This window comes from Candidatus Hydrogenedentota bacterium (assembly GCA_016791475.1).
Lineage (GTDB): Bacteria > Hydrogenedentota > Hydrogenedentia > Hydrogenedentales > JAEUWI01 > JAEUWI01.
In genome coordinates this window covers 1-604 of record JAEUWI010000324.1, presented here as the reverse complement: position 1 = coordinate 604, position 604 = coordinate 1, and the positions used below count along the sequence as shown (strand labels likewise).

Annotated in this window: 2 protein-coding genes; both read left to right on the top strand. The window is 57.0% G+C overall.

Translation table 11 applies throughout. From position 1 onward, the window contains the following. The coding region (locus JNK74_29480) for a type VI secretion system contractile sheath large subunit (protein MBL7650306.1) at positions 1-316 on the top strand (316 nt) is incomplete at its 5' end. A gap of 136 nt (positions 317-452) precedes the next feature. Further along, positions 453-604, top strand: a 152-nt coding sequence (locus JNK74_29475; protein ID MBL7650305.1) for a type VI secretion system tube protein Hcp, incomplete at its 3' end; no start/stop codon positions are given.

Sequence of the window (604 nt, the reverse complement as noted above, 5' to 3'; positions counted from 1 at the left end):
CTGTCGCTTTGCGCACTATCTGAAGTGCATCGTACGTGACAAGATCGGGTCGTTCAAGGAACGGGAGGACATGCAACGCTGGCTGAACGACTGGATTCTCAATTACGTCGATGGGGCGCCTGAGCATTCGTCGCAGGAAACCAAGGCGCGCAAACCGCTCGCCGCGGCGGAAGTGGTGGTGGAAGAGGTCGAGGGCAACCCCGGTTACTACACCTCGAAGTTCTTCCTGCGCCCCCACTACCAGTTGGAAGGCCTCACGGTGTCGCTGCGTCTGGTGTCAAAGCTGCCATCGGCCAAGGGCGCCGGGGCGAAGTAAAAAATCTTCAATGCGATGACGCTTTGCGAGCAATCGATGCGTCTATGAAAGTACGGAAGCTCATCGCTGCGATGAGCGAAACCCGCAGGTCGGATGTCCCTTTCTTCCACATGCACTTTTTATCGGAGCAACAATCATGGCAAATTCCAGCAACATCTACATGAAACTGAGTGGCATTACTGGCGAGGGTCAGGATGCGGGCCACAAAGACTGGGTCGACATCGATAGCTACTCGCAGGGGCTGAGCAACGCATCCAGTTCGGGCTACGGCGGTGGCTCGGGTGTCGG